A 26,653-nucleotide genomic window follows, 5' to 3' on the forward strand; every position below is an offset into this window, starting at 1 on the left:
AAGGCCCCGGCGACGCCACCCGCGGGCCCGGAGAGCAGCAGGGCAGCGGGCAGGGCCGCGGCCTGCGCGGCCGTGGCCGCGCCGCCGCTGGACTGCAGGACGCGGAGCAGGGGCGCCCCAGTGCGCGCGAGCCCGCCCTCCAGGAGCTTCAGGTAACCGCGCACGGCGGGAGCGACGTAGGCGTTCAGGGTGGTAGTGCTGGCGCGCTCGTATTCCCGGAACTCAGGGAGCACCTCGTGGGAGGCGGACACGTCGAGACCCCGGGCGCGCAGAGCTTCTGTCAGCGCGGCCTCGTGCTGGGGTGCGAGGAAGGAGAAGAGCAGGCAAACGGCGGCCGCCTCCGCTCCGGCGGCGGCGACGGAATCCGCTATGCGCCGGGCTTCGTCCGGGGCAAGCGGGCGCAGGACGGCGCCGTCATGCGCCACGCGTTCGTCGACCTCGAAACAGAGGTCGCGGGGCACGAGCGGCCGCGGGCGGGACGGCTCGAGGTCGTAGAGCTTCGGGCGCGCCTGGCGGCCGATGGCGAGGAGGTCCTTGAAGCCGCGGGTGGCGACGAAGGCGGTGCGGGGGCCGCGCCTTTCGAGCACGGTGTTGGTGGCAACGGTCGAGCCGTGTACGACCTCGGAGGGGCGCCAGCCGTTCTCGCTGATGCCGGCAAGGACGGCGTCGGCGGGGCTGGAGGGCGTCGAGGGGCGCTTGTGGACCTGGATGCGGCCGCCGTCCAGGAAGTAGAAGTCGGTGAAGGTGCCGCCGACATCCACGCCGAGAAGCGCCATCGCCCGCCGAGTATATCAGCGGGGTCCGGCGCTTCCCCGGTGAGGTCAGGCGCCTCGGCTGGCGCTCAGGCGCTGCGGGCCGGCGGCTTTGTGTCGTCGAGCCAGATGTGCAGATTCCCTTCGGTGGTGGCGACGCCGCCGGTCCAGTTGCGGTAAACGGCGACGTTCTGGAGGATCGGCCAGTTTAGCCCGAAGCCCAAGGTGGCGTTGTCCGGGATGTTGTAGACCTTGGGCGCCATGAAGCGCTGGAAGTCGTGCACCAGGTCTTGCTGCTTCTTGAGGTCGAATTCCTGGCGGATGCGCTCGATCATCCTGTTGACCTCGGGGTCGCCGAGGTGAGCGTTGCGCCCGTCCGGAGTGAGGCCGTGGAAGCGGAGGCCGTCCTTGTGCATGTTCGCGAAGATGGCGCTCGCCACGGTGGGGTACACGGTGCCTGGCACATGCCCGATGCCGTTGAAGCCGGGCGGCGCCTTGCCGGGGTTCGCGGCCTGCGAGTAGGCGTAGTAATAGTTGGGCAGCCAGTCGTTCTGGTACTCCTTGGGCCCTAGCTTCGCGCGGACGCCACCGTCGCTGAACATTCCGGCGAGCACTTCGGCGATCTTGTGGTAGGTGGTGCCGTAATTGGTGGCGCCGTTGTAGATGAGCTCGGTGTCGAGGCCGTTGGCGAATCCGGCGGCCGAGAGGAGCTTCTTCGCTTCCGCGGGGTCCGACTTGAAGTATTTCGCCCCGTCGCCGAATTTCTTCTCGTCCTGGGGGTCCAGCCAGAAGCCCTCCCACCCGCCGGCTACGACGGTGTTGTAGCGGGCGGGCACCTCCAGCCCATCGGTCCGGAAGCGCTCGCGGTTGCCGACCACGTCGATGAGGGTCTCCCGGTCGTAGAGGAGGGCGACGGCCTGGCGGACGCGTACGTCCTTGAAGGGGGAGTTGCCCTCGTAGCCAAACCAGAGGAAGCCCATCGCCGTGGTGAAATTGGTGCCCTGCCGCATCTCCAATGCGGGCACATCGCGCTTGGTCTGGACCACGTCCTCCTGGCGCGTGACGCCGGGGTAGATATTCCCGGCCTTGAATTGCGCCAGCTGCGTCGCGTACTCGGGGACGATGGGCTGCTCGATGCGGTCGTAGAAAGGGCGCCCCCGGACGTAGTAGTCGGGGTTCTTGCTCCAGGTGAAGCTGGCGGAGGGCTTGTGGTCGGCGAGGAGCCAGGGCCCGTAGCCCCTTACCTCGCCCTTGGGGTCGAAGCCGCCGTCGGACTCGCGCGGCATCACCCAGAAGCCTCGCTGGTAGGCGAAGAGCGGCAGCGTGGAAGCGTCCGGAGCCTTCAGCTTGAAGATGACAGTGCGCGGGTCTGGCGAGGAGATGGACTCGACGGGAGCGTTTGGGTTGGTGTCGGCCTTGTACACGAGCTCGGTGGCGAAGGGGCTGATGCGGGCGAACTTGTTCCAGCTGAAGACGACGTCGTCCGCGTCCAGCAGGCGGCCGTTGGTTGGGGTGCGGCTGTCCCACTTCATGCCCTGGCGGACTCTCATCGTGAGCTGCAGCTTGTCGCCGCTCATCTCGAAGGACTCGGCGGCGTCACCCTCGAGCTCGCCGGTTGGGCTATCCGGGTGTTTGGCGTAAGCGAACTTCAGCAGTCGCGGATAGGTGCCAAAGGCGACATACGCCTGGGTGAAGACGGAGTTCGATGACAGCGGGTCCATGGAGGGGACGTCGCTGGGTAAGTAGCCCTTGTAGGTGCCGCCTGGCCTCGCCTTCGCCGTCGTATCGACGGGGAAGGAAAGCAGGCCGCTGGCGTCCCTGGGCGCTGACGGCGAGCCATCGCCCCCGCCGCAGGCCGCGAGCACGGCCGCGGCGCTCGCCAATGTGGCGCCGCTGACTAGGACCTTCCGCCTACCGACCCTCGTGTCTTGGAACCGTTTCCAGTAGCTCGCGCGCGACATCGTTTGGCCTCTGCTCCCGGACGCTGTGGTGAAAGTGGCGCAAGGTTAGAGGGAGAGACCACTCCTGTCAATTGCAATTCCTATTCAATGTCGCGATTGATGCGGCGCATCGAAGGGTGGGCCATTCGGACCATTTCCGGACCGTTTGTGACTCTTTTTACAGACGCTTCTGAAGCGCATAACTCCTGCCGGCCCGCGCGGGAGGATGCTGATCGTGGAGACGGCGAGACCGCCGTCCGAACCCACCGCAGTAGGAGGTAGTGGTTGATGAAGTGGATCAAGTGGGGCTTGGGCGCCGCTGGCGCCTTAATCGCCGGAGGAGCGCTCACTTTCGCCGTGCTGGCCGCGGGCGGGACGGCTTCGGCCCAGGAAGGCCCGGCGGGCGCTGCATCCCGGTTCGCCGAACTGCTGGCGCAGCGCCTGGGCATCAGCCCGGAGCAGCTGAAGACGGCCGTCACGGACGCGCGGAACCAGCTTATCGACGAGATGCTGGCGTCCGGCCAGATAACTCAGGCGCAAGCCGAGCGCATGAGGAGCGCGCCCATCGGTGAAGGTCTGGGCTTCCCCGGGCGGGCGATCGGCGCCAAGGCCGTCCGCCTGGCGGTCGACGTGGTTCAGATTACGGCGCGGGTGAGCAACATCTCGGTCGAGACGGTGAGGGCGGAGCTGCAGCAGGGCAAGAGCCTGGCGCAGATCGCGGCCGAGCGCGGCGTCTCGCGCGAGGCGCTGAAGAACGCGATTACTGCCGAACACCGCGCGCAGCTGCAGAGCAAGGTAGCGGCGGGCGAGATCACCCAGGCGCAGGCTAACCAGATGCTGGAGCGCCTGTCACAGCACATCGACCAGCTGATCGACCGCCCGGGCCTGGGCAAGGCCTTCGGTGGGCCGCGCGGTCCTCGAGGCGGCGCGCCGTCCGCGAGGCCGACGCCTTCGAGCAGCCAGTAAAGGTAGAGGTACCCCGCCGGCGAGAGGCCTCCCGAAAAGGGGGGCCTTCTTGCCGTGCGCCGCCGCCGTCAGGTCGCGTGGGGCTTGAGGACCTCGTTCATGCTGCCGGAGCGGAAGCCGCCCAGGTCCAGCGTGACATAAGTGAAGCCGAGCTCGCGGAGCCGGGCGTTAACGGCCTGGCGCCGTCCGCCGCGCATGAGCACCGACATGCCGGCCTCGTCCAGCTCGATGCGGGCGACCTGGCCGTGGTGGCGGACGCGGAGCTGGCGCAGGCCGAGGGAACGCAGGAACTCCTCCGCCGCTTCGACCTGGTCCAGCGCTTCGACGGTGACCGGGGAGCCGTAGGGGATGCGCGAGGCGAGGCAGGCCATGGCGGGTTTGTCCCAGGTGGGGAGGCCGCGCTCGCGCGAAAGCTCGCGGACCTCCGCCTTCGTCAGGCCGGCCTCGACAAGCGGGCTGCGCACGTTATGGAGGGTCGCAGCCTGGCGGCCGGGGCGGTGGTCGCCGAGGTCGTCTACGTTACAGCCGTCGACCACGAAGTCGTAGCCATCGATGCGGGTCATGGCTTCCAGGAGCCCGTACAGTTCGTCCTTGCAGTGGAAGCAGCGCTGAGGGGAGTTCTCGACATAACCAGCGCGGTCCATTTCGTGGGTCTCGATGAGTCGGTGCTCTATGCCGATGAGCCTGGCGAGCGCCTTCGCCTCTTCGACCTCGCTCGCCGGGACGGCGGGGGACACGCCCGTGACGGCGAGGGCCCTGGGCCCGAGGGCATCGAAGGCGGCGGCGGCCACGAGGGTGCTGTCCACGCCGCCGGAGAAGGCGACGACGGCGGAGCCCATCTCCCGCAGCAGGCCGAGAAGGTGGTCGTGCTTGGCTTGGAGGCCGGGTGCGATCACGGGGCTATGTTAGCAGTGTCGCAGCCGCCATCGTCCCCGCTTGCCGGCGTTCGTCCGAGCGAAGCTGCGGTCCGCGGCGGCGATGCAAGCAGTTAGCGCGTGAGGTGGTAGGGGACTTCGACGATTACGGTGTTGGGCCGGTCCATGAGGGCCTTCTTCAGGCGTTGCGAGAGCTGGTTGTGGAGGAACTGCTGCCAGGGGCGGTGGGTAATGAACTCCGGCAGGACAACCGTAATCATGGCGTTAGGCTGGGTGCGCTCGACGCGGTCAAGGTAGGCGATGATCGGCTCTACCAGCGAGCGGTAGGGCGACTCCACGATCACCAGGGGCACGTCGGGCACAGACTCCTCCCAGCGCCGGTGCAGGGCCTCTGCGCTCTCGCGGCTGTCGGAGACATGGATGGCCACGGCGTTCTGCGAGAGGGAGCGCGCGTAGGCCACAGTGCGCAGGGCGGCGAGGTCGATCTCCTCGATCGGGACCAGGACGATGGGCTGCACGCGCTTGGCCGCGGTGCTGTAGTACTGGGCGGCGACGTGCTCCTCGGTGGCGAGGCCCTGGCCCAACTGCGCCTGGGCCTCGCGATAGTGCACGCGGATGCGCCAGAGCAAGAGGAGGATCAGGGCCATCGCCGTCATGGACAACCATGCGCCGTCGACGAACTTCGTGGCCCCGACGATGACGCCGACGATCCCGGTCGCGACCATGCCGACGAAGTTGATGATCAACGCGCCGCGAGAGCCGGGCTCCTTGCTGCGTTTCCAGTAGACGACCATCCCGGCCTGGGAGAGAGTGAAGGCGGTGAACACGCCGAAGGCGTAGAGGGGCACGAGGTTGTGCGTCTTGGCGTCGAAGGCGAAGAGCACGGCCGCCGAAGCGAGCCCGAGGACGAGGATGCCGTTCGAGAAGGCAAGCCGGTCGCCCCGGAAGCTGAACTGCTTCGGGGCGACGCCATCGCGGGCCATTACGGACGCCAGGGTGGGCAGTCCGGCGAAGGCGGTGTTGGCGGCGAGCACGAGGATCATCGCCGTGCCGACCTGCACGGCGTAGAACAGGACGCCACCGCCGAAGACGACGTGGGCGATCTGGGCCACGACCGTCTGCGTCTCTGAAGGCCGTACCTCGAGTTGTGTGGCGAGGAAAGTCGTGCCCAGGAAGAAGGCGGAGAGGATGCCCGCCATCCACATGAGGGTGGTAGAGGCGTTCTTCGCCTCGGGCGGCTTGAACGACGGGACGCCATCGGCGATGGCTTCGATCCCCGTGAGGGCTGCGCAGCCGGAGGCGAAGGCGCGCAGCAGCAAGAACACGCTGAGAGTCTGAGTGCCGGCCTCGACAGGGTGGGGCGGCTCGCCGGCGGTGAGGTCGTCGCCTAGGGCGAGGCGAACGATGCCCACGACCAGCATGCCGCCGAATGTCAGGAGGAAGAAGTAAGGGGGCACGGCGAAGAGGGTGCCGGACTCGCGGATGCCGCGCAGGTTGCCGAGGGTCAGGAGGGCAACGAAGGCAATCGCGAGCTCTATTCGGAAGTCGAACAGGTCCGGCACAGCCGAGGTGACGGCCGCTACGCCGGCGGCAGTCGACACGGCGACCGTGAGGACGTAGTCGACGAAGAGGGTGGAGCCGATGAGCAAGGAAGGGAGGACGCCGAGGTTCTCCTTCGTCACCTGATAGGCGCCGCCACCCCCGGGGTAGGCGCGGATGAGCTGGCGGTACGAAGTGGCGACGATGGCTGCCAGGAGGGCGATGGCGACCGAGATCGGCATGGCATCCACGAGCGCGCCGGTCCCGGCGAGGATGAGGACCAGCAGCATCTCCTCCGTGGCGTAAGCGGAGGACGAAAGGTTGTCCGATGAGAAGACGGCGAGCGCCTTGACCTTGCTCAGGCGCTCGTGAGCTAGCTGGGCTGAAGCGAGCGGGGGCCCGATGAGGAGGGCGCGCGTCGCGGCCCAGAAGCGTCCCAGGCGGGTCTCCGGCCTGATGGCGAGGGGCGTCGCCTCGTACTCGGCTTCGCCAATGCGGCGGAGCTTCGCCTCGCTCGCTCGCTCGCGGCGGAGAGTGCGCTCGCCGGCGCGGCTGGTGCGGACGCGCTCGAAGAGGCCGGCCTCGGCAGGAGGGCGCCGCCGTTCGAGGCGGACTACGCTCGGTTCGGGCTCACGTTCGGCCGGCTTCTCTCCGTCCTTGCCGCCCGGCTCGCCGCGCTGGGCCATCGGTTCTCCTGTCTGCGAACTCGCCCGACACAATCGATCATCGACGCGGGTGAGTCTAATTGCAAACCTGGGTAGATGGGCTGGACCAAGGGACGGCGACCGGAAGCGAGAAGCGGGCCGGCCGGATGTCCTGGTCCCCGCACATCCTTTGTTTGACCCCCTCCGAGGCAGGCTCCTACAATTGATATCGCCTATGTTTGACGCGCTTAGCGAGAAACTTCAGCGCGTATTCAGCCGCCTTTCCAGCCACGGCACCGTTACCGAGAAGGACCTCGACGAGGCCCTGCGCGAGGTGAGGGTCGCGCTGCTGGAGGCGGACGTGAATTTCCGCGTCGTGCGCGAGTTCGTGAACTCGGTGCGGGAACGCGCCCTGGGCGCGCAGGTGCTGCAGTCCCTGACGGGGCCGCAGCAGGTGATCAAGATCGTCAACGAAGAGCTGACGAAAATGCTGGGGGGCGCACAGGCAACGCTCGTTACTGCCCCGACGCCGCCCAGCGTGGTCCTGCTCCTTGGACTCAAGGGAGCGGGCAAGACGACCTTCGCGGCGAAGCTCGGGCTGTACCTGCGCAAGCAGGGCGGCAAGCCGATGTTGGTGGCGGCCGACCCCTACCGCGTCGCGGCCAGCCAGCAGCTGCAGACGCTGGGCCGCCAGTTTGGGCTCCACGTCTTTACCGGCGACCTCAGCGACCGCGCTCGCTTCGCGCGCGAGGCCATCGCGGAGGCAAGGCGCGTCGCGGCGACCGCGATCATCGTCGACTCGGCCGGCTATCTCCAGTTGGATGAGGACGTCGTCGAGGAGATCCAGGAGCTGGAGTCGGCGTTCAAGCCCCATGAGACGCTGCTCGTCGTGGACGCAATGACGGGGCAGGAAGCCGTCCACGTGGCAGAGGAGTTCGGGAAGGCGGCGCCGATCACCGGGTTCGTGCTCACCAAGCTGGACGGCGACGCTCGTGGCGGCGCGGCGCTCTCGATCAGGGCGATGACCGGCCTGCCGGTGAAGTTCATCGGCACCGGCGAACGGGCCGACGCCCTCGAGCCGTTCCATCCGGAGCGCTTCGCGTCGCGTCTCCTGGGAATGGGAGACGTCCTGACTCTGATCGAGCGCGCCCAGGAGGCCATCGGCCAGGACACCGTCGTGGAGATGGGCCGGCGCATGAAGGCGCGTCAGTTCGACCTCAACGACATGTTCATGCAGTTGCGCCAGGTGCAGAAGATGGGCAACATCGGCGACCTGCTGAGCATGATCCCCGGTCTGAGCGGCGTGAAGGCGAAGCTTCAGGCCACGAACCTGGACGACAGCTTCTTCAAGCACGCCGAGGCGGTGTACCTCTCGATGACGCCGGAGGAGCGCAAGCATCCGGAGATCATCAATGGCAGCCGGCGGCGGCGGATCGCCGCGGGAAGCGGCACGACGCCTCATGACGTGAACCAACTGCTGAAGCAGTGGAAGGAAGCCAGGAAGATGATGCAGAGCATGGCTTCCGGCCGCATGGCGCGCCTGCTCGGCATCCGCTAGCGGTAAGCGGGCAGTCGCGAGATAATCGGCGAGAGCCGACAGGAGGACAGATGCTGAAGATCCGGCTGGCGCGGGTGGGAAAGAAGAAGCAGCCCACGTACCGCGTCGTCGTCGCGGACGCCCGGGCCGCCCGCGATGGGGCAGTGGTGGAGGTAATCGGACACTACAATCCGCGCCTGGTGCCGAAGGTCATCGAGATCGACGCTGAGAAGGCGCGGGACTGGATGCGCAAAGGCGCCCAGCCGACGGACACGGTCTCGCGGCTGCTCAAGGCGCAGGGAATCGAGCGCTAGGTGTCAATGAAGGAGCTCGTCGAGTACATGGCGCGAAACCTGGTCGAGCACGAGGACCAGGTGGTAGTGACGGACGACTTCGACGGGCACCGCCATGTACTGCACCTGGATGTGGCGGAGTCTGACATGGGGAAGGTGATCGGGCGCGGCGGCCGCGTCGCCGAAGCCATGCGCGCGCTCCTGAAGGTCGCCGCCGCGAAGCAGGACACGCGCGCCGTCCTCGACATCGGAGATTGACCCCCGAGGCCCCAGAGTTTGATCCCGAGACGGCGGTGACGGTCGGCCGCATCGTCGCGCCTCACGGCGTGCACGGCGAGGTCCGAGTCGAGGTCTCGAGCGACTTCCCGAAGCGGTTCGAGAAGGGGGCGACGCTGTGGCTGGAGGGCGCCCCGGTTCGCGTGGTGCGCAGCCGAGTCCAGGGTAAGGCCCTTCTCCTCACTCTCGAGGGTGTCAGCGACCGGGCAGCCGCGGAGCGCCTGAGGGGCCGCGCGCTGCAGGCCCCTCGTCTCCAGGACCTCGGCGAGGACACCTACTACCGGGACGACCTCATCGGCCTGAAGGCGGTGACGCCGGCCGGAGAGACGCTCGGCGTGGTGCAGGACATCTTCTCGACCGGCTCGAACGACGTCTTCGTCGTGAAGAGCGAGCGCGGCGAACTCTTGTTGCCGGCGACGGACGACGTCGTGCGCGAAGTGGACATAACGGGCGGGCGCATGGTCGTAGAGGTGATCGAGGGGCTGGAGTGGACGCGGCCCCCGGCGAGTCAGGCCCGCCGGGCGCCGAGAACACGCCGACGCCGCGCCTGACGACGCAGCGACTGGACCTCGAGAGCAGGGACCTGCGGGCGCCGCGAGCTCCGCGCGCAGGCGGGCGGCTCGGCGCCAGGTTCAGGCGCGTCCAGGCGCATCCCTGGCCTCCGCCGCGGCGCAAAGGGCGGCCACCAGGGCGCCAAGAGCAGTGACGCAAAGGCCGGCCTCGACCCCCGGGCCGAACGGCGAACCGAGGGAGGCCTGCTCCATGTCGGCCGCCTTCGCGAGCTCGAGTAGCGCGACGACGGCGGCAGCAGCAGCGCCGCCCGCGGCAGCGACGACGGCCGCCTTCGTGCGGCCGACGACCAGAAGCGCGATGCCCAAAAGGGCGAGGACGAGGGCAAAGCCGCCCTGGTCCTCCAGCCTGGCCCTCCCATCCGTCCAGGGGAGGGCCGCTCCTACTGCGACGGCGAGGAAGCCCGCCAGCGCCATGGTCCTGGCCAAGGACCAGCGAGCGGCCGCGGTGTCGGCCGATAGCACTGGCGGCGACTGCGCCGCCGTCTGACCCTGCGGTGTGTAGCCGGGAATTCCCTCCTTGAGGAAGGCGCCACAGGAGGTGCAGTGGACTGCCTCGAAGTCATTGCCTGCTCTGCATTCAGGGCAACGAACGCGGAGCGGCCTGCCGGAGGTCGCCATATGAAATATTGGTCGGAACCGCCTTGCTTCAATCGCTCTCCGCCGCTGGCGAGGCTGCCGGGCGGTCCTGAGGCGGGAATCGGCGCCAAAGGTCGTCGAGGACACGCAAGAGCTCGCGGTCTTCGGAGAGGGGCTCGATAGGGACGGAGACGAGGGTGCCGCCGAAGACGGAAACAATCTCCTCGTCATCATCGACCACGTGGTCGGGCAGGCAGGGGACACCGAGTTCGGGCAGGCGCTCGAAGTGCCGGCTCAGGGGCTTTTCGTAGCACCCGGCGACAAGTGGCCAGAGGCCGTGGACGTGCAGGACCTCAGGGCGCCTGCCCGTGCCGGACCAAACGTGGAGCTCGAAGCCGGCGGCGTGCAGGGCGGCGAACACCTCGCGCGCGAACGGCCTCAGCCGATGGTCCCAGGTGATGAGTGTGTTGTCGACGTCGAAGAAGACACGGGCGATGGCCACGGGGCTTCAGAGCACGCGCAGACGGGTCAGGGCCGACTGGGTCTCAGCGAGCAAGCGTTCCATCACGGCAGCGACTGTCGTCTCCGCCCGGAAGTGGGCGACGCCCTGGCCCGCCGGGCTGTGCATTAGCGGCTCCACGCGCTGGCGCTGTATCGCGCCGAGCAGGTCGCCGACCAGGATGTCCTGGTAGGGCATGCGCAAGGGCCGCGGCGCTTCCTCCTGGGCCCACTCTTCGCTCCAGGCGGTGCGGATCTGGCGCAGCGTCTTACCGCTGTCGGCGCGCGAGATCACGGTGTCCTCCGGCCCGGCCTCGATCAGCTTCTGCAGGATGATGGGGTCAGTGTGGTTCTCCTTCGTAAAGAGCCAGGCCGTGCCGATCCAAACGCCCTGGGCGCCCATCGCCAGAGCGGCCGCTACGTGACGGCCAGTGGCGACGCCCCCGGCAGCCAGCACGGGCGTGTCGCCGGCGATGTCGACCACCTGAGGTACGAGCGAGAAGGTGCCGATCTCTCCGGTGTGAGCGCCGGCGTCGTAGCCCTGGGCGACGATGATATCGACGCCGGCGTCCTTGACCCGGCGCGCGTGCTTCGGCGCCCCGACGAGGGACACGACTTTCTTGCCCTTCGCGTGAGCGGCAGCAATCGCCTCCGGCGGGCTGCCTATGCCGCAGGCGAAGAGGTCAACGTCCGATTCCAGGACGGCCTCTATTTGGCGGTGCGCCACTTCGTTGGAGCGCACGAAGCGAGATCGGGCGCCCGGGAGGCGGTCACGCTTCACGCGATATTTGTCGTAGATGCCCTCGACAAACTCGCGGTGGCCGTCCGGTATCTGGGCCTCGATGTCCTCGCGGTTGTTCCGCTCTGGCATGCCTGAGGGCAGCACCAGGTCAACCCCGAAGGGCCTGTCGCCAAGGCGCTCGCGGATGGTCCGGAGGTCCTGGCGAATTTCCTCCGGAGTCCGGCGTGTGGCCCCGTAGACGCCGATGCCGCCAGCTCTTGACACCTCGACAGTGACGTCGATGCTGTGGTTGAAGCCGAAGACCGGGTATTCGATCCCAAGCAGGTCGCAGACGGGGGTGTGCAGGCTGGATGCGGTTGTCACAGGGGCGCCTCCGGGTTGGGGGTCATGAGCTCGCGAGTGGCGGTTTGGCCTGGTCCAGCCAGAGGTGGATGTCGCTCTCCTGCTGGGGGACGATGGCGCGAAAGACGCCGAAATTCTGAATCACGGGCCAGACCAGCCGGAAGCCGAGGGCCTGGCCGCCGGCCGGAACCTCGTACATCTTATCCGCCATGTAGCGCACGAAGTCATCGATGAGGGACTGGCGTTTCTGGGCGTCGGACTCGCGCACCATCTTGTTTGTGATTTCGTTTACGTACGGGTCGCCGCGCAGGCGGTCCTTGCCGTCGCGGTCGAAGCCGGCGAACACCGTGCCGGTGTTGGCGTAGCGGCGCCAGAGGAAGGCAGCAATGGAGGGGGAGGCGGCGCCGACGTCGAAGGAGAAGCCGTTCCAATCGCCACGGCCGCGGCGTACCAGCCTGTCGAACTCGTTGACCCGGTCGACGACCTTGACGTTGATGTTCAGGCCGCCTCCTTCCTTGAGCATGCCGACGAGCGCGTCATAGCGCGAAAAGACCGCCTGGCCGTCGGAGCGGTACAGGACGTCGGTTGTGAAGCCGTTAGGGTAGCCTGCGGCGCTGAGGAGCTTCTTTGCCTCCGCGATGTTGAGCTGGTAGTACTTGGCGTTTGGCCCGAACTCCTTCTCATGAGGCAGGACGCCACCTTCGACGCTGGCGTGAGTCATCCAGCGGGTCTCGATGGGGAGGCCCGCCTTTTCGAACTCCTCGACGGCTCCGAAGACGCGGATCCATGTCTCGCGGTCGATCAGCATCGAGAAGGCCTGGCGCACGCGCTGGTCCCAGAACGGCGAGTCAGGGGAGGCAAGGCCAAAGCGGATCGTTGGCTCGACGGTCGTGCTCCACTCGTCCTTGTACAGCTGGAGTTGAGGTAGGTCGCGCTTCGTGGGGAGCACGTCCTCGAGGCGGATGGCGGCGTTGAAGATGGCTCCGGCCTTGAACTGAGCCAGCCGCGTCGTGTACTCGGTGACGATGGGCTGCTCCCACTTGTCGACGAAGGGCCGGTCCTTCCGGTACCAGTTGGGGTTTTTCGAATAAGTGAGGGAGGACGATGGCTTGTATTCGCTCAACGTCCAGGGGCCGGAGCCACGGATATCGGTCCTCGGGTCGAAGCTGCCTTCGGCCTCGCGGGGGAGGATGAGGAAGCGCTGGCCACCGCGGCTCAGGTCGGAAAGCAGTTCCGGGAACTCGAAGGCGAGCTTGACAACGACGGTGCGGCTGTCTGGCGCCTGCATCGAGAGGATTGGCGCATCAGGCGAGACGCTGTGGGCGAGGCCATTGCGGTTCGGGTGGATCTTCTCGATGCGCTCCCAGCTGTAGATGACGTCCTGCGCGTCAACGGGCCTGCCGTTCGTAGGGGCGCGAGGGTCAAGCTTGGCGTCGGTGCGCAGCTTGAAGGTGACCTGCAGGCGGTCAGCGGTGTATTCCCAGGACTCCGCGTGTTCGGGAAGGATTGTGCCGTTGGGGAACTCCCCGTTGAGGCCAGGCGCGAACTGCGTGAGGCGTCCATAGACGCGGTCAACGGCGTCGCTTGACGTGGAGGTGATGTTGGTGTGCGGGTCGAAGCCGCGGGCATCCGCAGCCACGAAGCTCCTGAAAGCGCCGCCGGGCTTCGCGGATTTCGAAGTGTCGACAGACCTGGTCAGGAGCGACTCGCCCTGCTCCCCGCCGGTCCCGGAGTCGCCGCCGCAGCCAGCGGCAAGCGCCGCAAGGCCAATGCTAGCGCTGGCGGCGCCGATGAGGCCGGCCCGGCGGCTGATGAGGCGCTGCCTAATCACCTTGTCCCAATAGCTCCCTGTCACGCTGGCCGCCTCTCCGGAATCGATTCCATGTTTGGCGCATATTGAGTCTTGCCCGGACGGATGTCAAGTAGCGCCCAGGGAATATCCTTGACTCTCTGCCGGGGCCGCCCCTAGAATCCGGAAACGATTCCGGTGGCACTCCTCGTGGTCCCCGCCGGGCATGGCGTTCGGAGGCGCGCGGTTGAGCAAGCCAGCTGCCCCAGTCCAGTACGTGTCAGCCCGGGACCGGGACGAGGCAAGCGAGGCGCGTGTAGCGCGCTACGTGCGCGAGTTCGACGCCCTGGGCTGCCACCGCAGCGGCACCAAAGTCGAGCGTCTGACCTGCGAGTGGCTGGCTGGCGAGGCCGCCAAGCACGGGGTCAGGTGCCAGCTGCGGCCTTACAGCTTCGAACGCGTCGAGCCGGTGGCGGGCTGGCTGGAGGTGGACGGGCGGCGCATCGATGGCCTGCCCCTCTTCGACGCGGCCTTCACGGATGGGGAGGGCGTGACCGGGCGCCTTGGCGACCTCGAGTCCGAAGCAGCCGTCCGGGTCGCTTTCGTCGAGGCAGGCCACGGTAGCGGCGGAGCGCGCGTACCCAGGCCAGCAGGCCGCGCCGTGGGGATGGTGGTCGTCACGATGGGCGACAGGGCGGGCCTTTGCCCGAAGAACGCGCACGCGTACGAGCAGCCCTTCGGTCCGCCGACGCTCCAGGTATCCTCCGTCCATGCGGGAGAACTCGCTGCCTGGGCGAGGCAGGGCAGGAATGCCAGGCTGGTTGCCTCCGCGGTGCGGATCCCGGCATCCGGCTGGAATGTAATCGCACGCATCGCCGGCGTTGTGGGAAGCCGCGCGCCGGTGGTAGTGATGACCCCGCTCACGGGCTGGTGGCACTGCGCGGCCGAGCGCGGCGGCGGACTTGCCTGCTGGCTGGAGGCAATCCGCGGCCTTGCCGGGTCGCGCCCTGCGCGCCCCGCGGTCTTCATAGCTACCGGTGGCCACGAGCTTGGAGACCTGGGCCTGCGCCGCCTTCTCGCCGAGGAGCCTTACCTGGAGAGGGACGCCTTCGCCTGGGTACGCCTCGGCGCCGACATCGGCGCGGCCTCGCCTGGCGGGATATTGCTGACGTCGCCGGATGAAGGCCTTATCGAGGCAGCGCAGGCCGAGCTGCAGCACGCAGGCTTGTCGGCGATCGTGAGGAGCAGCCAGGGCAGCACCGTCCGCCAATTACTCATCCGTGGCGAGAACGAGTTTTTCCACCACCCTGACGACCGCTGGCCGGCCAGTGTCGATGCAGGCTCACTCAGCCGGCAGGCGACCGCTTACGCGGCGCTGATTTCGAGTCTCGCGGGCGCCGTCGGGGCGTCCTGAAGCAGGGAGGCGGCCGGAGAAACGATGGACTTTCGCTTCAGCCCTGAACAAGAGGCTTTTCGGGAGGAGGTGCGCGACTTTCTCCGGCGGACGCTGACGCCGGAGTTCTGGGCAAACCAACGCAAGCATCGCCTTCCCGGCTGGTCGCCGGAATTCTCGCACGCGGTGGCAGAGAGGGGTTGGCTCGGCATCGCGTGGCCGGAGGAGTTTGGCGGCCAGAACCGGAGCATCATCGACCAAATGATCTACCAGGAGGAGATGGCCTACGCGGGCGCTCCGCAGGAGCACCACCGCCGGGCGGTCCAGCAGATTGCGCCCTCTCTGATGATCTTTGGCGACGAGGAGCAGAAGCAGGAGTACCTGCCGCGGATCGCGCGGGCCGAGATCTCCTTCGCAATGGGGCTCTCGGAGCCGAACGCCGGCTCCGACCTCGCCGCGGTGGAGACGCGGGCGGTGCGCGACGGCGATACCTATGTCGTGAGCGGCCGGAAGCGCTTCACCAGCGGCGCTCACTTCTCGGATTTTCTCTGGACCGTCGTGCGGACGGACACGGACGCCCCGAAGCACCGTGGCATCTCGATGCTCATAGTGCCGCTGGACGCGCCGGGGGTGGACATCCGGCCGTTGTACGACATGCAGGGCCGCCGGCCGTTCAACGAGGTCTTCTTGAACGAAGTGCGGGTGCCGATCAAGAACCGCGTCGGCGAGGAGAACCGCGGGTGGTACGTCAACGCGACTACGATGGACTTCGAACGGTCCGGCATCGCCCGCATCGCGAACCTCCGGCGGCTGCTGGACCGCTGCGTGCGCGCCCTGCGCAACGCCGGCGAGGGTACGGGGCAGCAGGCCCGTCATCGGGTAGCGCGCCTGCAACTCGCCGAGTTCGCGACGGCGGTCGAGGTCTCCCGCCTGCTTTCATATCGCGTCGCCTGGATGCAGAGCAACGGCTGGGTGCCGAACTACGAGGTATCGATCCAGAAGGTCCTGGCCACGGAGACGGACCAGAAGATCGCCAACTTCATCCTCAATTATCACGGCCTCTACGGCTTGCTGACCGAGGGTCGGGAGGATGTAGACGACCTCTGGGGACCAACGTACCTCGGGGCGGTTTCGGCGACGATTGGCCAGGGCGCAAGCGAGATACAACGAAACGTAATCGCGACCCGCGGCCTCGGGCTGCCGCGAGACTGACGGTATGCCGGGACCATTCGAGGGCCTGCGGGTAATCGAGTTCGGCCGCTTCATCGCGGCGCCTTACTGCGCTCAACTCCTGGCGGACGGCGGCGCCGACGTGATCAAAGTCGAGCCGGTGGAAGGAGACGCGACCCGGCGCAACGGTCCTGTGATCCCCGGTGAGGCGCGACAGTATCTGAACAAGAACCGCGGAAAGCGGTCGATGGCGGTGGACCTATCCAATCCAGAAGTGCTCGCGGGCGTGCGCCGCCTGGTGCACGGCGCCGACGTGGTGATCACCAACTTCCGCCCGGGCCAGGCCAAGCGTTTCGGCCTCGACTACGAGAGCGTCTCGGCTGTCAACCCTCGCGTCGTCTATGCCGAGAACACGGCCTTCGGCGAGGACGGGCCCATGGCTGGCGCGCCGGGGATGGACATCATCGTCCAGGCTTATACGGGCCTTTCGCAGTTCACGGCAAACGGCCCCATCCCACCGGTCGACCCGCTGGTAGATTACGGGGCCGCGCTGCTGCTGGCCTGGGGGATATCGACGGCCCTGTACCACAGGGAGCGCAGCGGCCGCGGTCAGAAGCTCAACGTCTCGCTCCTGCAAGCGGCGCTGGTGTTGCAGAACAACCACCTCAATCACATAGACGTGATCGATGGCTGGCGCCACGAGTTCGTCGAGTACCTGAAGACGGCGTTCGTGGAGGGGAAGTCCTGGGCGGAGGTGCTCGCGCACCGCCAGTCGCTTTTGCCGGACGCTTTCGGGCGGGCATACTACGGGTTCTTCGCGACATGCGACGGCACGATTGCGATCGCTGCCGGCGGCAGGCCGAACCAGCTCCGCATGCTGAAGCTGCTAGACCTCGAAGACCGGTGGGTGACTGAGCCGGGGTGGCTACCGGAGGACGGCCGCGCGCACGCCGAGCGCATGCACGAGCGCGTTGCGTCGAAGTTGAGGGAGCAAACGAGCGAATACTGGCTGCGGGCGTTCACGGAGGCCGGGATCCCAGCCGCGCCGGTGCGGATGAAAGACGAGGTGCTCGAGGACCGGCAGGCCTGGGAGAACGGCTTCTACGTGCGCTTGGAGCATGAGTTGGTCGGCGGCCTAACAGTCGTTGCGCCACCGGTCGTTTTTAGCGAGACGCCGCTAGCCGCAAAGGACCCGCCGCCGCCCCTTGGTAAACACACACGCGAGTTGCTGGTCGAGGCGGGCCTGGACGAGGAGGCCATCGACCGGTTGGCGGCGGCGGGCGCGGTCGCCGTCGGTTAGGAGGAGAAGATGGCCGGGGGCGGGCGAAAGGTCCTGGTCGTGGGAGGGACTGGCCCAACGGGTGTGCCGATCGTCAACAACTTCCTGCGCGAGGGAGACTCCGTGACAATCATGCACACTGGCGCCCACGAGGCGGAGTTCGATGGGCCCGTAGAGCACCTTCACGGCAACGCCAGGGACGAGGGAGATATCCACACCCACTTGGGCGCGCGCGAGTGGGACATTGCCGTGTGCACTTCGGGGCGCCTACGGGCGCTCGCGGTCGAGCTGGCAGGCAAGACGCGACGACTGGTAGGCATCACCGGCCAGCCGGTGTACCGCGGCGCCGCGCGACCGACGCCCGAGGGCCGCATCCCACTGCCCGTGCCCGAGTTCGCGGAGCGCCAGTACGACGCCTCCGGCTATACCGGCCGCGTGGCCGAGGGGGAGGACCAGCTCTTCGAGCAGCACGGACGGCAGGACTTCGAGGTCGTGATCGTGCGCTACCCGGGCGTGTTCGGGCCGCGCGCTCCCTTGAACCACGAGTGGGCGGTGGTGAAGCGCGTCCTGGACAGCCGGCCCTTCATGATCTTGCCGCACGACGGGATTGCCTACTTCCAGCGCGGCTACATCGACAACCTCGCCCGCCTCGTGTACCTCTGCGCCACGCGGCCGGAAGCCGCCGGTCAGGCTTTCAACGCTGGAGACGAGCGCGTGCTCAGCGCGCGCCGGGTGGCGGAAGTCATCGTCGACGAGCTGAAGTCCAGGATGGAGCTGGTGGGCGTGCCAGCGCAGTTCTGTCGTGGTGTCTACCCGCTCGCGGAGAAGTCGAACCTCATCCTCGACATGTCCAAGGCTCGCAACCTGCTCGGTTACCGGGACGTTGTTGACGTCGAGGAAGCGACGCGTCTGACCGCGAGGTGGCTTGCCGCAAACCCGCCGCGAGCCGAGGACCTGCGCGAAGGCGCGAGCGGCAGATTCGACTATGCACGCGAAGAGCGCATACTCGCCGCCTGGCAGCGCGCAGAGGCTTCGATAAAGGAAGCGCTTTCGGAGGAGGCGCCGCCGGCCGAGTAATCGGCGCGAGCCCGCAGGTGCAGTCGCTGCCGCGGCTGAGCAGAAGGAGGCCCGGATGGACTCCACGTTCACGCACGAAGACCAGGCGTTCCGGGAGGAGGTGCGCGCCTTCTTTCGCGAAAACAAGCCGCCGCGGCACGGGCAGAGCACTGGCGAAATACAACGAAACATCGTCGCCCAACGGGGCCTCGGCCTGCCCAGGGACTGAGGAGGAAGCATGGCCGGGCGACCGCGCGCTATCGACTCGCTCATAAACTCGACTTTTCTCGATCAGGATCAAGGAGCCGGCCTGCGCCACTTGTTCCGTGACCTCGGCGAGCGCGGCCGCATCGAGGAGCCGGAGCAACTGCTCGAAGCTCTGGATGCGCAAGACATTGGCGCTTGCGTGGTCAGCATCATGCAGCCCGAGCATGCCGACTGGGTGGGCCGAGCCCACGCGCGCTACCCGCGCAAGGTCCTGCCGGCGATGATTACGGACCCGACGCGCGGCATGGAGGAAGTCCGCCGGGTGGTCGCATACTACGAGAAGTACGGGGTGCGCTGCCTGCGCATGCCGCCCTTCCGCTGGACGCTTCCCCCGACGGACCGGGTCTACTGGCCCTTCTACGTGAAAGCTATCGAGCTCGATATCGCGGTCTCGATGAACGCCGGCATGCCCGGGCCGCGCCGTCCGGGGTGGGTGCAGAACCCGGTGTACTACGACGAGGTGGCGTTCCACTTTCCGGAGCTGCGCCTGATCATGTCTCACTCCGGCCAGCCCTGGACGGACGAGGCGATCGCTGTGATGGCTCACTGGGACAATGTCTTCATGTCCTGCACCTCCGTGGCGCCAAGGTACTGGCCGCAGCAGCTTGTCGATTTCATCAACACGCGCGGCAGGGAGAAGATGATGTTCGGAACGGAATATCCGACCATCCCCTGGGACCGGGCGCGCGCTGAAATCGAGGGGCTCGAACTGCGCCCGGAGGCGCAACGGTTGTTCTTCGCCGAGAACGCGAAGCGCATCTACAAATGGGACGCGGACCTCGAAGGGACGGCCTCATGACAGAAAAGATGCCTGGAGACCTCCAGGTGCTGGAGATTGCCTCCGGGGAGGCGGCGTCCTACGCCGCGCGCTACCTGCGCGTCCTCGGGGCGCTTGTCACAAAAGTGGTCGCCGGGGAGCGGGGGCCGGCCTCTCTGCCCGAGCTGGACTTGCACAAACAGGTACGGTTCCTGAACCCGGACGAGGCGCCCGGCGCGGTCGCGGCGCTGGCGTCGAGGTCAGACGTGGTCCTGTGGGCCGGCCAGCGGGCGGACCTCCACGGGCTCCGACCGTCCCTGGATGAGTTGCGGTCCCTGGACCCCCGACTGATTACCGCCGCGGTCACTCCTTTCGGCGAGAGCGGTCCGTGCGCGGCATGGCGCGGCACGGATCTGACGGTCATCCACAGCGGAGGGTTGGGCTACGGGACACCGCCGCGCGTGCTGGACCCGGAACGGGAGCATCCCCTCGGAATCCCCGGCGACGTTACGGAACCCTTGTCTGGCCTCGTGCTTGTCCTCGGGGTCCTGGAGGCGCTGCTCGCGCGTGACCGCGAGGGCGTGGGAAGGCACGTCGAGGTGTCGGCGCAGGAGGCCGTGGCCTCGTTGATGTTCAACAACATCGCCACGTTTGTCGAGACCGGGAAGTCACCGGGAAGGTTAGCTTCGGACCGGCCGGGGGCACGTCGCCAGTTCCTGCCGTCTGCGGATGGCCTGCTTGTGATGATGGCAACGCGACCGCACCACATGCGATCCTGGCTACAACTCCTCGGGCCAGACGCGGCCGGGGTTTGGAGCCGCCTGAGTCGCGGCGAGCCTCAGGCTAGCCTCGCCGAGGAGATCGCGGCCGTCACCGACTCATGGACCACCACCAGGACCCGGCGCGAGGTGACTGACCTGGCCCAGGCCGCCCATATCCCCGTCGAGCCGGTGCTCGAGCCGGGTGAGGTCCTGGAGTGTCGCCAACTCGAGGCCCGCGGGTTCTGGGAGGCTGGCCCGGGAGGAGTCCGCATGGCCGGCCACCTCTTCGGTCCAACACGGCCGGATGCCGCGCCTCGGAAGCTGCCGGCCTCCAGCGGCAGCCCCGGGGGCGGGCGTGACTGGCGTGGTATCCGCGCCCGAGAGGGTCCGCTCGGCGGCGTCCGGGTGCTCGACCTGACGTGGGTCTTCGCCGGGCCGATCGCATCGCGCATTCTCGCGACTCTGGGCGCCACGGTCCTAAAGGTCGAGGCGCCCGGGGAGCCGCAGGCGGCGAATGCTGCTGGACGTCCGTTCCTCGCCCGGACGCTGCAAGGGGGCAAGCTGTCGCTCACGCAGGACCTCAACGACGCGCGCGCTCGCGCCGCCGTCCGGTCTCTGGCAGAGGAAGCGGACGTCCTCATCGAGAACTTCTCGACCGGAGTGCTCGAGAAGCACGGGCTTGGCTGGGAAGAGCTGAGCCGTGTGAACCCGCGCCTCGTCATGACTTCGATCTCGGGCATGGGCCGCACGGGACCTTACGCCCACCACGTGATGCTTGGCCAGCTTGCGCAGGGGTACTCGGGCCTTACGTCGCTCATCGGCTACGAAGGCGGGCCGCCGCGCGGGATTGAGGACGGCGGATTCTGGTCGGACCCGGTGACCGGCTACGCGGCCGCGGCGGCAACCATCGCAGCGCTGAGGGAACGCGAGACGACGGGCATCGGACGGAGGATCGACATCTCGCTCACGGAGGCGACTGCGGCGACGCTGTTCCGGCCTCTGCTGGCGGCGGCTCGGGGTGAGGCCTGGGAGCGCCGGGGCAACTACCATGCTCTCTATGCGCCACATGACCTCTATCGCTGCGCCGGGGAGGACTCCTGGGTCGCGATAGCCGTTGGGTCAGACGAGGAATGGGCCCGGCTGGCGCCCGTGATCGGCGGCGCGTCGCTGGCCGCAGACGTTCGCTTTGCGACCTCGGCGTCGCGGCAGGAGCTCAGGGCCGAGCTGAGGCAAGTGATCGAGGAGTGGTCGCGCGGTCTGACGCCGAAAGAGGCGGCGGCAGCCTGCCAGGCGGCCGGCGTGGCCGCGGCGCCCTGCAACACCACCAGCGACCTCGTCCGTGACGAGCACCTACGAGCGCGGGGACTGCTAGTGGAGGAGGGCGGTCGGCCAACGTACATGAGGCTGCCCTGGCTGCTGCACCCCGCCTCGGAGCGGGTCGCGGGAGTGCCGCCGTCTCCCGGACAGCACACCTCTCTCGTGCTCGGCAGGGCGGTGGAGGCGCGCGGCTAGAGCTTCCCGGCATGAGGCGGCTCTCCCGACGCCAGGCTCTTTCCGCTTTCGCGGGCCCGGCAGCGGGCCTGGTATGGGTGGGCTGTAGTCAAGACAAGAAGGAAGGTATGACCATGCCTGAAGCCAAGGCGGAGCCCGGCATGACTGTCTCCCCTCCGCTGGACTACTACTTCCCCGGGGCTGGCAGCGCGCCATGGGAGCGAGTCGGGCCGGAGGACCTGGGCTGGGACGGGAAGGCGCTCGAGGAGGCGCTCGAGTTCGCGGGTAGGGCCAACTCCACAGGGATGGTCGTGCTCTGCCGCGGCCGGATCGTCGCCGAGCGCTACTGGGGCGAAGGGAGCATAGAAGCGGCTTCGGACTGTTTCTCCGTCCAGAAAAGCCTAGTCTCCGTCCTCATCGGAATTGCGATGACGGAGGGCCGCCTGCGGATGGATGACCCGGTCGACCTCTACTTGGGGAAGGGATGGTCGCGCTCGCCCGAGACGGAAGGCCGCATCACCGTCCGTCACCTGGTCACGATGACGAGTGGTCTCACGAACGACCTCCGGTTCGCGGCCGAGCCAGGCAGCATCTGGGCGTATAACACGCCGGCCTACCAGCTGACGAAAACGGTCCTCGAGAGGGCAACGGGTGTCACTCACCAGACCTTTACGAGAGACCTGGTCTGGGGGAGGACGGGAGCAGACCACTCGCGCTGGGAGATGCGCGCGAACATGCCGTTCACGGGTTGGGTGGCGTCGACCCGGGACCTGGCGCGCTTTGGACTCATGGTGCTGGCCGGCGGCACATGGAACGGCGCTGCCATCCTCAAGGACAAGGCCTATCTGCGAGCGTCGCTCGAGAGCTCGCAGGACCTGAACCTGGCTTATGGCTACCTCTGGTGGCTAAACGGCAGACGGTCGCACCTTACCGTGCGCGGCGTGAAGCGTGACGGCGCGCTGGTCCCGGAGGCGCCCGCGGACATGGTCCAGGCCGCCGGCGCGGGTGACAAGCGCATCTACATCGTGCCGGGCCAACACGTCGTAGTCGCCCGCCACGGCGGCCCAGCGGGCCAGGACGCGACGGATGTCGGCACGACGTTTGACAGCGGGTTCTGGCGCCTGTTCCGGCGCGCCCTGCCCGCCTGAGGTGCACCCGAGGATCGGAATCCGCGAAGCCGTGCAGCGCAGCCGGAGCGCTCTACAGAGCCGACGCCCATTGCCGCACGTCGGTTCGCAGGAGAGGGTGCCATGCCGGACGCCGGCCGCGCGGCCGAGCATGGATGCCGGGCGGCGCGCGGACCCGAATACAGATCACCCTCTCGAGGTCGTGACCCGAGCGCCCTCCGAGACGGCTGGAAGCCGTTCGGGCCGCAGGACCGGAAGGGTGCGGGTTGACTGATGGCGACCCCGAGGGGATTCGAAGTTCGAGTGGTCTAACTGCCGAGTGGATTCGCGCTCTCGGTGCAATCCCTGTAATTGTCACTCCAGTCTGATGGCGAGAGCCCCTGACCCCATGTCAGGCATGGACTGGCTGGCTGCCGAAGTGCTCTTGTGCTGTTTCGACGCGGGCGAGACTGGGAATCCCAAGTGCAGCCGTCCTTGCTAGATCATCTATGGTGACGACCGCTGGGGTCTGCGCAATAACTGTGCAGTCTGGGCGCGTCGCATCTGAGCATTGTCGTACCGCACCAGCCGAAGGGTTTCATTACCCGCTCTGGGTGGAGAGAATGGCTACGTAGTCAGGTACATGTCACTACCGTGGGTCATAGGGTCAAGGTCCGTTTATTGTTGGTTCCAGTCGGCAATAGGCCCAACATACCCCGTTAGGGGCGCCGCGGACTCGCACGCGAGGTGGCTGTCGGAGATGGCGGTGTAACGTGGGGACAATCTCCCCCGGGCCGAAAGTACCAGGATGAGAGGGCGTATGCCCTCACCGCCCTAGCGAAAGTCCTAGCCGGGCATCATGGGAGGGCACTGGCGGCGGCGGTCGAGGCCGAGCTTAGTCGCGAGGCGCTGCGACCGAGGGACGAGTAGTTTCACGCGCGGCTCCATACTTCATGGACTCGCACAGTGGCCTGACCGCGGGTCACTGTGCCCTCCACCTTCATGCATTGTCTTCAGTCCAGCAAAAACTCCGAAGTAGCCTGCTCCAGATGCCCCTGATCAACCGGCTGCATTGGTAGACATACTGGACCGTAGTGGACACAGGATATTCGGGACATGACATAAGGCCTGTAGTGCACATAAGGCACTGTGGAATGCTAGTTATTACTACCATGTGATGGTGTTGTTGCCAGAGGAACCTAGAAGCAGACAATCAAGCGCCCGATACGGCGGTCTTTTCCAGTCCCGCCTTTGACAAGCGATCCGCCTCCTTGTTCTGCTCGCGCCGGATGTGTACAACCCGATAGTCGTCGAAGAGTCCAAGTAGCCTGGTTGCCTGCTCGTAAAGCGGTCGGATTCCCTCGTGCTTGACCTTGTAGATGCCGTTCACCTGGCGAACGAGCAGCTCGGAGTCGCTGCGGATCTCGATGGCGCTGACGCCATGTCGTCTCGCGGCTTCAAGCACTGCGATGAGGGCAAGGTACTCGGCCTGGTTGTTTGTTCCTGGCCCCTTGGAGTCGCTGAGCTCGAAGAGCACGCGTCCGTCTGGGCTGTAGATCACACCGCCGATGCCCATGGGCCCAGGGTTGCCGCTACAAGCGCCGTCAACATATGCCAGGTGCAGCTCAGGGATAGCCAAGGTTGTCCTCCGTTGGGCATTGGTACTGGGTAGAAGCCTCAGCACCGCATAAGGTAGTGTCGGACGACTGACACGACTTCAGGAGGGAGGAGAAGTCGCCGAGCAATTCTGGACGGGTCTCGGTACCGACCAGTTCGTCATAGAAATAGCTATTAGAGCGCGGCAACTTCTGCCCTTGCAGAAGGCGAGTCAGAGGGCAGCTTCTTGCAGGGACACCGGTGAGGAGGGTAGGGTGTCCAGACGGCGGCTGCTAACGGCTAACGGCGGGTGGCGTCGGAAGCGTCTGGCAGTACCTGCGGATGCTCTCATCCACTTTGCCCGGATAGGCCGTGATGCAGCGTTCCACCACGTCCGAGGGTCGCCCCGGTTTTGTTACATCCGTACTCTGCACCGGCGCGACGTGCAGCTCGCCCTGGATAACGTCGCCGATCTCGATCCTCCCTCCGCCGATCACTTGCAGCCAGTATCCAGAGCCGTTCGGGGCGACGTCGAAGGCCAGCATGCCCGTAAGGGCAAGGCCAGGATTCACATTCTTCCCGAGGGAGATGCTGCCTATGACGCCCCTGCCGATGACCTCGTCGAAGGCTGATGGCTCGAAGCTGCGCCCCTGGTCGTCCTTGAGTTTGAAGCGGTTCGCCCCGAGAGCGTGAGCCTCCGTCCGTATGTTCTCCATCTCGACGATTAGCACCAGAAATGTGCCTTGGGCTATCTTTCCAAAGTGGCCTGCCGGTATGGACGTCGTCGCGTAGGCATCCGTCACGGTGATGGCCCAGCCGTCGCGTGCCGCAACATACGTGTCCCCAATCCCGAATCGGCGCCCAATGGTGGGTTCGGCTTCGACGCGACTGGCTCCACGTTCGGCATCCACGCCTCGGATGGACTCGCACATGGTCTTGGTTAGTCCGGCCGACTCGGAACAGTCGACGAGCGCTACCCGGTATGCTCCGTAAACGAGGAACAGGCCCGCAAGAACGACGATAGCCCGCATGTCGCTAGTAACCCGAGGCGGCCATGCCGAGCAAAACGCCCCACGCTGCAGCCGCGACGCCGCCAACCATCAGCGCGAACCCAAGGGGCTTCTGGCCCTCTAGGCGTTGCTGGCCAAAGAAGACGTAACCCCCAAGGGCCACGGCGACGGCGCCCATGAGGAGCGGAATGAAGACTAGGGCAACCAGGGATGCCGCCGCCGAGCCAATGATCTGCCACCAGAGGCCAGTGCCCTTCGCGAACAGGTCCACCTGCTGCGGTTGGGCGGAAGGCGTGGGGCCGGATACCTGGCTGGGTTCATACGTCTCGTACAGGTGGCTCGGCTGATTCAATGTGCGACCTCCAGATTTAGCTTTGACAAGATGCCTCGCAAGAGATAATCGGCAGGTCGCGGGGAAAGTTTAGGCGCTATCGCTTGAAGTTTGGCCTCCTGTACTTGCGAGGGTCCCTGCTTCGTTTGAATTCGTCCCTCGCGAACTCGGCGACGGCCTTTCGGGTAGTCACCCAATTGCGTCCTATCTTCCGGCCCTCGACGATGCCACGGCTGACGAGGTATCGCAGATAGCTCCGGGAGAACCCGAATTCGGCCGCCGCCTCGGACAGGGAGATGAGTTCTTCCCGGTCCAGGCGGCCTCCTGGCAGCGACTGCCGTTGCCCCAACTTTATGTTCGGGGCCTGAGGCGGTCAACGCTCCGATCTGCCTCATATGAAGTGTTACCGAACGGGGTGAAGATGCCTCAAAACTACTGTTACCGAAATAAGGCGGGGCCAGTCCGGAGGCAGCATGACCCGTCGGTCGGTACAGGAGTACGCGGCATCCGTGCGGCCGCGCTATCAGGCAGCTAACAAGAAGGCGAAGAAGAGGATCCTGGACGAGTTCTGCGAGAGCACAGGGATGCACCGCAAGGCAGCGATTCGGCTCCTCAACAGACCCGGCCGGCCCAGGTCCCGGAGTCCCGGCAGGCCAAGGCAATACGGGCCGGAGGTCCTGGAGCCATTGGCTCTGGCCTGGGAGGCTGGAGACCGGATGTGCGGCAAGCTCTTACGGCCGGTACTCCCGGACTTGATCGACGCCCTCGAGCGACACGGCGAGGTTGCGCTGCCCGAAAAAGTCAAGGGCGACCTCCTCCATATGAGCGCCGCCACGATCGACCGGCGTCTGGGGCGCTATCGCAGGATGCGCCAGTCAAAGATGAAGAGGCCGAGTTCGACGGGCCTCAAGGCAGAGGTGCCGATCAGGACTTGGAGTGAATGGAAGGATGTGGCCGTCGGGTCGCTACAGGCTGATCTCGTGTTGCATTGCGGCGAGAGCACCGAAGGCTTCTACCTGACGACCCTCTGCCTCATAGACGTCGCCACGGGATGGACGGAGCTACAGCCGGTGTGGGGCATGAGTCAGATGGAGG

25 protein-coding genes are annotated in these 26,653 nt (G+C 66.7%); 14 read left to right on the top strand and 11 right to left on the bottom strand.

What is annotated here, in order from left to right:
* Both VNN10_04555 and VNN10_04560 read right to left on the bottom strand, forming a co-directional pair.
* On the bottom strand, window positions 1-776 hold a 776-nt coding region (locus tag VNN10_04555; protein HXH21278.1), incomplete at its 3' end, for a hydantoinase/oxoprolinase family protein.
* Window positions 777-841: 65 nt separating this feature from the next.
* Entirely contained in the window at window positions 842-2,635 is a 1,794-nt protein-coding gene (locus tag VNN10_04560) for an ABC transporter substrate-binding protein (protein ID HXH21279.1), read from the bottom strand.
* Between the two features lie 342 nt (window positions 2,636-2,977).
* On the opposite strand from VNN10_04560, the gene VNN10_04565 reads away from it, so the two are divergent.
* Entirely contained in the window at window positions 2,978-3,658 is a 681-nt protein-coding gene (locus VNN10_04565; protein ID HXH21280.1) for a hypothetical protein, read from the top strand.
* A gap of 68 nt (window positions 3,659-3,726) precedes the next feature.
* Here VNN10_04565 and larE read toward each other — a convergent pair whose 3' ends face one another.
* Both larE and VNN10_04575 read right to left on the bottom strand, forming a co-directional pair.
* Window positions 3,727-4,554, bottom strand: a complete 828-nt coding sequence (gene larE, locus VNN10_04570; protein HXH21281.1) for an ATP-dependent sacrificial sulfur transferase LarE — start codon at window positions 4,552-4,554, stop codon at window positions 3,727-3,729.
* 92 nt (window positions 4,555-4,646) lie between these two features.
* Window positions 4,647-6,758, bottom strand: a complete 2,112-nt coding sequence (locus tag VNN10_04575; protein HXH21282.1) for an APC family permease — start codon at window positions 6,756-6,758, stop codon at window positions 4,647-4,649.
* 193 nt (window positions 6,759-6,951) lie between these two features.
* Here VNN10_04575 and ffh point away from each other — a divergent pair, with 193 nt between their 5' ends.
* From ffh to rimM, 4 genes are read left to right on the top strand one after another with little or no spacing between them, the layout of a single operon-like run.
* Window positions 6,952-8,274 (top strand): signal recognition particle protein, encoded by a 1,323-nt coding sequence (gene ffh / locus VNN10_04580; protein ID HXH21283.1) that lies wholly within the window; start codon window positions 6,952-6,954, stop codon window positions 8,272-8,274.
* 50 nt (window positions 8,275-8,324) lie between these two features.
* Window positions 8,325-8,567: a 30S ribosomal protein S16 gene (rpsP, locus tag VNN10_04585; GenBank protein ID HXH21284.1), complete on the top strand. Its 243-nt coding sequence runs from the start codon at window positions 8,325-8,327 to the stop codon at window positions 8,565-8,567.
* Window positions 8,568-8,573: 6 nt separating this feature from the next.
* The gene (locus VNN10_04590) at window positions 8,574-8,804 is read left to right on the top strand and encodes a KH domain-containing protein (protein HXH21285.1); all 231 of its coding nucleotides are present in this window, start codon (window positions 8,574-8,576) and stop codon (window positions 8,802-8,804) included.
* On the top strand, window positions 8,801-9,373 hold the full coding sequence (gene rimM / locus VNN10_04595) for a ribosome maturation factor RimM (protein HXH21286.1): 573 nt from the start codon (window positions 8,801-8,803) through the stop codon (window positions 9,371-9,373). The genes VNN10_04590 and rimM overlap by 4 nt, the downstream gene beginning before the upstream one ends.
* Window positions 9,374-9,454: 81 nt before the next feature.
* On the opposite strand, the gene VNN10_04600 is transcribed toward rimM, so the two are convergent.
* The 4 genes from VNN10_04600 to VNN10_04615 all read right to left on the bottom strand — a co-directional run bounded on the left by VNN10_04600 (window position 9,455) and on the right by VNN10_04615 (window position 13,407).
* Window positions 9,455-9,808 carry a hypothetical protein gene (locus tag VNN10_04600; protein HXH21287.1) on the bottom strand — a complete coding sequence of 118 codons (354 nt, stop codon included), beginning with the start codon at window positions 9,806-9,808 and terminating at the stop codon, window positions 9,455-9,457.
* 232 nt (window positions 9,809-10,040) lie between these two features.
* On the bottom strand, window positions 10,041-10,472 hold the full coding sequence (locus VNN10_04605) for a hypothetical protein (GenBank protein HXH21288.1): 432 nt from the start codon (window positions 10,470-10,472) through the stop codon (window positions 10,041-10,043).
* A gap of 6 nt (window positions 10,473-10,478) precedes the next feature.
* A complete protein-coding gene (locus VNN10_04610) occupies window positions 10,479-11,573 on the bottom strand; it encodes a nitronate monooxygenase (GenBank protein HXH21289.1) in 1,095 nt (364 codons plus the stop codon).
* A gap of 22 nt (window positions 11,574-11,595) precedes the next feature.
* Window positions 11,596-13,407 (bottom strand): ABC transporter substrate-binding protein, encoded by a 1,812-nt coding sequence (locus VNN10_04615; GenBank protein HXH21290.1) that lies wholly within the window; start codon window positions 13,405-13,407, stop codon window positions 11,596-11,598.
* Between the two features lie 181 nt (window positions 13,408-13,588).
* Here VNN10_04615 and VNN10_04620 point away from each other — a divergent pair, with 181 nt between their 5' ends.
* The 8 genes from VNN10_04620 (at window position 13,589) to VNN10_04655 (ending at window position 22,663) form a co-directional block, all read left to right on the top strand.
* Entirely contained in the window at window positions 13,589-14,755 is a 1,167-nt protein-coding gene (locus VNN10_04620; GenBank protein HXH21291.1) for a hypothetical protein, read from the top strand.
* A gap of 24 nt (window positions 14,756-14,779) precedes the next feature.
* Window positions 14,780-15,946 carry an acyl-CoA dehydrogenase family protein gene (locus tag VNN10_04625; GenBank protein ID HXH21292.1) on the top strand — a complete coding sequence of 389 codons (1,167 nt, stop codon included), beginning with the start codon at window positions 14,780-14,782 and terminating at the stop codon, window positions 15,944-15,946.
* A 4-nt stretch (window positions 15,947-15,950) separates the two neighbouring features.
* Window positions 15,951-17,204, top strand: coding sequence for a CoA transferase (locus VNN10_04630; protein ID HXH21293.1), 1,254 nt, complete (start codon window positions 15,951-15,953; stop codon window positions 17,202-17,204).
* Window positions 17,205-17,213: 9 nt separating this feature from the next.
* Window positions 17,214-18,260 carry an NAD-dependent epimerase/dehydratase family protein gene (locus VNN10_04635; protein HXH21294.1) on the top strand — a complete coding sequence of 349 codons (1,047 nt, stop codon included), beginning with the start codon at window positions 17,214-17,216 and terminating at the stop codon, window positions 18,258-18,260.
* Window positions 18,261-18,315: 55 nt separating this feature from the next.
* Window positions 18,316-18,468 carry a hypothetical protein gene (locus VNN10_04640; protein ID HXH21295.1) on the top strand — a complete coding sequence of 51 codons (153 nt, stop codon included), beginning with the start codon at window positions 18,316-18,318 and terminating at the stop codon, window positions 18,466-18,468.
* Between the two features lie 9 nt (window positions 18,469-18,477).
* On the top strand, window positions 18,478-19,305 hold the full coding sequence (locus VNN10_04645) for an amidohydrolase family protein (GenBank protein ID HXH21296.1): 828 nt from the start codon (window positions 18,478-18,480) through the stop codon (window positions 19,303-19,305).
* Window positions 19,302-21,536, top strand: coding sequence for a CoA transferase (locus VNN10_04650; protein HXH21297.1), 2,235 nt, complete (start codon window positions 19,302-19,304; stop codon window positions 21,534-21,536). The genes VNN10_04645 and VNN10_04650 overlap by 4 nt, the downstream gene beginning before the upstream one ends.
* A gap of 113 nt (window positions 21,537-21,649) precedes the next feature.
* On the top strand, window positions 21,650-22,663 hold the full coding sequence (locus tag VNN10_04655; protein ID HXH21298.1) for a serine hydrolase domain-containing protein: 1,014 nt from the start codon (window positions 21,650-21,652) through the stop codon (window positions 22,661-22,663).
* Window positions 22,664-23,834: 1,171 nt separating this feature from the next.
* Here VNN10_04655 and VNN10_04660 read toward each other — a convergent pair.
* The 3 genes from VNN10_04660 to VNN10_04670 all read right to left on the bottom strand — a co-directional run bounded on the left by VNN10_04660 (window position 23,835) and on the right by VNN10_04670 (window position 25,579).
* The gene (locus VNN10_04660; protein ID HXH21299.1) at window positions 23,835-24,260 is read right to left on the bottom strand and encodes a ribonuclease HI family protein; all 426 of its coding nucleotides are present in this window, start codon (window positions 24,258-24,260) and stop codon (window positions 23,835-23,837) included.
* A gap of 250 nt (window positions 24,261-24,510) precedes the next feature.
* The gene (locus VNN10_04665; protein HXH21300.1) at window positions 24,511-25,149 is read right to left on the bottom strand and encodes a DUF4352 domain-containing protein; all 639 of its coding nucleotides are present in this window, start codon (window positions 25,147-25,149) and stop codon (window positions 24,511-24,513) included.
* A 103-nt stretch (window positions 25,150-25,252) separates the two neighbouring features.
* On the bottom strand, window positions 25,253-25,579 hold the full coding sequence (locus VNN10_04670) for a hypothetical protein (protein ID HXH21301.1): 327 nt from the start codon (window positions 25,577-25,579) through the stop codon (window positions 25,253-25,255).
* A gap of 731 nt (window positions 25,580-26,310) precedes the next feature.
* Here VNN10_04670 and VNN10_04675 point away from each other — a divergent pair.
* Window positions 26,311-26,653, top strand: a 343-nt coding sequence (locus tag VNN10_04675; GenBank protein HXH21302.1) for a hypothetical protein, incomplete at its 3' end; no start/stop codon positions are given.

It is taken from the genome of Dehalococcoidia bacterium (assembly GCA_035574915.1).
In the GTDB taxonomy this organism is placed as follows: Bacteria; Chloroflexota; Dehalococcoidia; order DSTF01; family WHTK01; genus DATLYJ01.